Annotated in this window: 5 protein-coding genes; 1 reads left to right on the forward strand and 4 read right to left on the reverse strand. The window is 57.7% G+C overall.

What is annotated here, in order from left to right; genetic code table 11:
- Positions 1-625, reverse strand: a 625-nt coding sequence (locus ACE3NW_RS11950) for a hydrogenase small subunit (RefSeq protein ID WP_374283699.1), incomplete at its 3' end; no start/stop codon positions are given.
- Between the two features lie 436 nt (positions 626-1061).
- On the opposite strand from ACE3NW_RS11950, the gene ACE3NW_RS11955 reads away from it, so the two are divergent.
- On the forward strand, positions 1062-2321 hold the full coding sequence (locus tag ACE3NW_RS11955) for an O-acetylhomoserine aminocarboxypropyltransferase/cysteine synthase family protein (protein ID WP_374283701.1): 1260 nt from the start codon (positions 1062-1064) through the stop codon (positions 2319-2321).
- A 332-nt stretch (positions 2322-2653) separates the two neighbouring features.
- On the opposite strand, the gene ACE3NW_RS11960 is transcribed toward ACE3NW_RS11955, so the two are convergent.
- The 3 genes from ACE3NW_RS11960 to greA all read right to left on the reverse strand — a co-directional run bounded on the left by ACE3NW_RS11960 (position 2654) and on the right by greA (position 5553).
- The gene (locus tag ACE3NW_RS11960) at positions 2654-3589 is read right to left on the reverse strand and encodes a D-alanyl-D-alanine carboxypeptidase family protein (protein WP_374283703.1); all 936 of its coding nucleotides are present in this window, start codon (positions 3587-3589) and stop codon (positions 2654-2656) included.
- Positions 3582-4691, reverse strand: a complete 1110-nt coding sequence (locus ACE3NW_RS11965; protein WP_374283705.1) for an AI-2E family transporter — start codon at positions 4689-4691, stop codon at positions 3582-3584. The genes ACE3NW_RS11960 and ACE3NW_RS11965 overlap by 8 nt, the downstream gene beginning before the upstream one ends.
- Before the next feature lie 373 nt (positions 4692-5064).
- Entirely contained in the window at positions 5065-5553 is a 489-nt protein-coding gene (gene greA / locus ACE3NW_RS11970; protein ID WP_374283707.1) for a transcription elongation factor GreA, read from the reverse strand.
- Between the last annotated feature and the right edge of the window lie 26 nt (positions 5554-5579).

Raw genomic sequence — 5579 nt, forward strand, 5'->3', positions numbered from 1 at the left:
CGCCTACCATGTTGAGGGGGTTGGGGGGGCAGCCGGGAATGTTGATGCCCTTGACGCCCAGGCTGGCGAAACATTCGTTCACGCCCTTGGCACCGGTGGGGTTGGGCTTGGCAGCCTGAACGCCGCCGTAGCAGGCACAGGTACCAATGTTGACCACGGCCTTGGCCTTGGGCAGAATTTCTTTGCAGATGTCGTACATGGTATGGCCACCAATATAGCCATACTTGTTGTCCATACCCGTGGGAATGGCACCTTCGACCATGCAGACAAAGCCATTGGGGTTTTCCACGGCGGCATGCAGGGCTTGTTCGGCGGCTTCACCGGCGGCGGCCATGATGGTTTCGTGGTAGTCAAGGGAAATGGTGTCAAGAATGACGGCATCAATGAAGGGCTTGTAGGTGCGCAGCAGCGCTTCGGAACAGCCCGTGCATTCAGCGGCGTGCAAATACACCACTGAAACGCGACGTCCGGTCAGCGCAGCAGCCACCTCGGAAGCGAACGAGGGGCCAAAGCCCATCGTCACCGCTACCGCCGTGCAGAATTTCATGAAGTCACGGCGGTTTATGCCCTGGCGCTCTAAACGCTCTTCTCCGCCTTTTTTGCCCAGACCCACGGCAATACGCATAATAGCCTCCTGGCAAAAGTGAGTGAAAGGCTTTGTGCGGGCCCTGCCACAGGGCCCGTTGCGGCGCAACAAAATCGCGCCAACTCCGCGTCAAGACAGCGGCGCAACGAAGTACGAATGGCCGCGCTATCAGCGGCGCTGTCAGCAAACGAAAATCAGCAACTCTGGCGGTGCGTTACTGCGATTTGTTACATGGCATTCCCCAAGAGTGCCACACGCCGCAAGGCGACCACCTGCTTCTTTGAAGCTTATACTTCTACCTGCAAACGGTCAATAGGAAGGAACTTTTTTTGCTCTCTCTTCATCAGCCGTATAGGGGGCTTGCGCGCACAATCAATGTGGTTGCCTAGCCCCGTGGCTTGCGCTACGGTGCGTGGTGCGCGGCATAAAGGCCATAAGCGCGGCATTTTCCACCACCAGCACAGCAGAGGACGGCATGAAAACGGAATCTCTTTGTCTGCACGCGGGCTACGAACCGGCCAATGGCGAGCCCAGGGTTGTGCCCATAGTGCAGAGCACCACCTTCAAATACTCCACCACTGCCGAAGTGGCGAAACTTTTTGACCTTGCCGAGGCTGGTTTTTTTTATTCCCGCCTGGGTAATCCCACGGTTGACGCCGTGGAACAAAAAATTACCGCACTTGAAGGCGGCGTGGGTGCGCTGTGTACTTCTTCGGGCCAGGCAGCCAGCATGCTCTCACTGCTCAACGTTGCCCAGAGCGGCGACCACGTGGTCAGCGCCGCCAGCATTTACGGCGGCACATTCAACCTTTTTGCCGTTACGCTCAAAAAGCTTGGCATAGAAGTTGCTTTTGTGGACCAGAATGCTTCCGAGGCCGAGCTGGAAAAGGCATTTCGCCCCAATACCCGCGCCGTATTTGGCGAAACGCTTTCCAACCCCTCCATGGATGTGCTGGACATCGAGCGTTTTGCCAATCTGGCCCACAGGCACAGGCTGCCCCTGATCATAGACAATACCTTTGCGCCCATACTTTGCCGTCCCTTTGAATTTGGGGCCGACATTGTGGTGCATTCCACCACCAAATATATGGACGGCCACGCCCTTCAGGTGGGCGGTGTCATTGTTGACAGCGGCAACTTTGACTGGAAATCCGGCAAGTTTCCCGAATTTACCGAGCCCGATCCTTCCTACCACGGGCTGGTGTACGCCGAGGCCTTTGGCAAGGCCGCCTATATCGTAAAGGCCCGTGTGCAGCTCATGCGCGACATGGGCTGCTGCCAGAGCGCCCAGGGGGCGTTCTATATCAACCAGGGCCTCGAAACCCTGCCCCTGCGCATGGAACGCCACTGCCGCAATGCCGAAACCGTGGCAGAATTTCTCTCAAAGCATCCAGCGGTGGAATCCGTCAATTATCCCCGTCTGCCCGGCCACCCGCAAAAAGCCCTGGCCGACAAATATCTGCCCAAGGGATGCAGCGGTGTCATTTCCCTCTCCCTCAAGGGCGGGCGTGAAGCTGGCGCGCGTTTTATCGACAATCTCAAAATGATTTCGCTCCAGGTTCACGTGGCCGATATCCGCACCTGCGTGCTGCACCCGGCCAGCTCCACCCACCGCCAGCTCACCGACGAACAGCTGCACGAGGCCGGTATCACCCCCGGCATGGTGCGCCTCTCTGTGGGTGTGGAGCATGTGGACGATATAATCGCCGATCTCGACCAGGCCCTTATGAGCTAAGCCTTTTTAGCCGCTGGCTGCGTCAGGCGGGTTTTCTGTTTGGGTCATGCACTTTCTGTGTGCGCTCCCCGCGCAGAAAGCCCGCCTTTCTTGTCAGCGGCCAAAAATCCTCTTAGCGCGAAGGAATAGCGTAGGTCAGCGCAGGGCAGCGTAAGACAGAACAGGGCAGCGTAAGACAGAACAGAACAGGAGAGCGCAGGGCAGCGCAGGAATAGCGTAGGTCAGCGTTGGTCCGCGCGTCAGAAAATAAAAAAGGTTGTGGAACCCGGCCAGATATCCAGCCGGTTTCCGCAACCTTTTGCCAATTCTTTTTGCTGTGTATTGTCTGTCGTCTAGCGTCTGTACCCCATGCTGCGACGAATTTTCTTGGGGTTGCCGTCACCGTCAAACCCGGCTTCTATGAGGCGTTCTGCCATGGCATCGCGCGCATTGCGGCTTGTGCCGCCCATTACAACGGCAATCAGCCGTGTGCCGCCGCGCTGCGCGGTAACTATAAGATTATAGCCAGAGGCCACTGTCCAGCCTGTTTTGAGACCGTTGACGCCCCGCACAGAGCCCAGCAGGGCATTTGTGTTGGCCATTTGCCGGTTGCGGTGCGTAAAAACGCGGGTATTGTGAAAGCTTTGTGCGCCGGGGTGGGCGTGCAGATAGGCACGCGTAAGGGTAGCCATGTCGCGCGGGGTTGTGCGCTGTCCGGCGGCGGGCAGGCCCGTGGGATTCTTGAATTCTGTGCGGCTCAGACCGATGCTGTTGGCTTTTTGGTTCATGGCACGCACAAATTGCCGTTCGTTGCCGCCAACGCGCAGCGCAAGGGCGGTGATAGCGTCATTGCCCGATGCCACGGCAGCCCCGGTGAGCAACTGCCGAACCGCAACACGCTCGCCGTTGCGAAGGTGCATGGATGACCCGCCCACAGTGGAGGCCGCTGGTGTGATGCGGATTTTTTCGTCCATGGTCAGGCGCTTGGCGCTTACGGCGTCCATGGTCAGAAACATGGACATGACCTTGGTCAGTGAAGCCGGGGGAATGGACATGTCGGCATTCTTTTCAAAAAGTACCTTGCCGGTGTCCATATTTATCAAAATTGCAGCCCGTGCTCCGCGTGCTGCCAGCGCATCGGTGGTTCCTGCCAGCAGGGCGACACACAGCGTACAAAAAAACATGCCGAAGGCGGCCATGCGTGCCAACGTTCTGCCCGCCCCAAAATCAAAGCGGGGCCAGCGAGCATCCCTGCCGATGCCATCGTGTGTGCTTTCTGACTTATACATGATGCCTGTAGGTGCAGTTGCCTTCTTCCACAGCCTGAATGGCAAAGGCCAGCAGAACAGGACCAGCAATGAGGCCAACGGGTCCAAAGCTGGCCATGCCGCAAAGAATGGCGATTATCAGTACAAAGAACGGGGCCTTGATGCCCTGCTGCAAAAAGAGGGGGCGCAGCACGTTATCCACGCCAGCCACAACCACAACTCCCCACAGGGCAAGACCCACGGCAGCCATGCCCTTGCCCGTAAACCAGAGCGAAAGGCAGAGCGGAACCCACACAATGGCAGTGCCAATAACAGGAATGGGAGCAACCAGAGTGGCCAGCAAGCCCCAGAATGCTGGCTGCCGCACGCCCGCCACGGCAAAGGCTATGCCGCACAGAATGCCCTGGGCCGCAGCCACCAGCACAATGCCCAGCAAAATGCCGCGCAGTGCCCTGTGGATGGCTGTGGTAAAGCGGGCCAGCATGGACTGGGGAATGTGGAATATCCGGCCAGAAATCTTGCGGATATGGCGGGCATAGCTGGTAAAGATCACGGTGAGCGTAAAGAACAGAAAGCCTGTCCACAGCACTGTCATGGTTCCGCCAAGAAAATCCATGCTTCTACTGAGCAGCAGGCTCATGGCGTCGCCAAAAAAAGCATCCAGTTTTTGTAAAAAGTCGCTGACCATTTTTTCTACGCGGGGGTAGTCGGCCAGGCTTTGCCGCCACTGCTGTATGTTTGCCACCCATTCGGGGGGCAACTGAAAGTTGTTGGCCTGCAATTCGCGCAGGCGCTCAAAGCCTGCCGCAGCCTGCGGTGTCACCAGCAGGGCAAGCATGGCAATGGGAACAAGAATGGCAGAAAGAAGCGTGGTTATGTAGGCATAAAGCGGCAAACTGCTTGAAAGGGCTACCCTTAACCTGCGTAAGCGGGTATGGCCAGCGGTGCTTTTTTCGAGCTGTTTGCGCCACAGGCGTCCTTTTTTTTGCAGGGAGCGGTACAGCGGCAGCGAAAGGCACGAAAGGCAGGCGGCCATGAATATGGTGACCGGGTTGGGCCAGAGCAGCAGATATAATGCAAGCGCAGCCAGAATATAGAGCAGACGCGGCAGCGTTAAAGTCATAGCAGGCCTTGGGTTGTGTAGGCGCAAAAAAAACAGGGGAAAGCCGGAACATGGAAACGCAAAAGAATAGCAAAAGTGGGCAGGGTCTGCCAAGAGGCTCAAGCGCACAAATGCGCCGGGCAGATGATTTGCAGCCCGCAGCAAGGGGCCCAGCGTGGTAAAGGGCCAAGCACGGTAAGTCGGGCCACCCCCAAATTACACCCATGTAACAGGCGCGCCCTGCAACTCTGCGTTGTGCAGAGGGCAGAGCGCGCCATTCTGGTGCTGCGGAACATGTGCGCGTTGTCACGCACAGAAAAATAAGGGGGAGGCTCCGTATCCGCAAAATCCAAAGGGGGGCGGAACCGGCAGCGGCAGGGGCGTGGCCCCGGCCTTAGTTCAGCACATTGCTGCCCTTGAAGCCAATGCCGGTCACTTCGTAGGTAACGCGGCCACGCGGAATATCCACGGTCACTTCGTCGCCCACTTCGCGGCCAAGAAGGGCCTGACCCACGGGCGAAAGAAACGAGATGGAGCCCTTGGCGGGATCGGCTTCGTCCGGGCCAAGAATGGTAAACGAGCGGGCTTCGCCGCTGTCCACGTCTTCAACCTCAACGGTAGAGCCAAAGATGACCTTGTCGCCGCTCAGTTTGTCGAGATCTACCACCTGATAGAGTGCCATACGCGATTCAATGTATTTGATGCGGGCTTCAGCCATGCCCTGACGTTCGCGTGCTGCATCGTAGCCTGCGTTTTCACGCAGATCACCTTCCTCACGGGCCTCTTTGATGGCCTGGATGATGGCGGGCCGTTCGCTCTTCAGGCGGGCCAGTTCGTCTTCCAGCTTTTTGTAGCCTTGCACGGAAATGGGGATGCTTGTCATGGTTGCCATAATCTGACCTCACAAAC

The organism is Desulfovibrio sp. (assembly GCF_041907885.1).
Taxonomy (GTDB): Bacteria; Desulfobacterota; Desulfovibrionia; order Desulfovibrionales; family Desulfovibrionaceae; genus Desulfovibrio.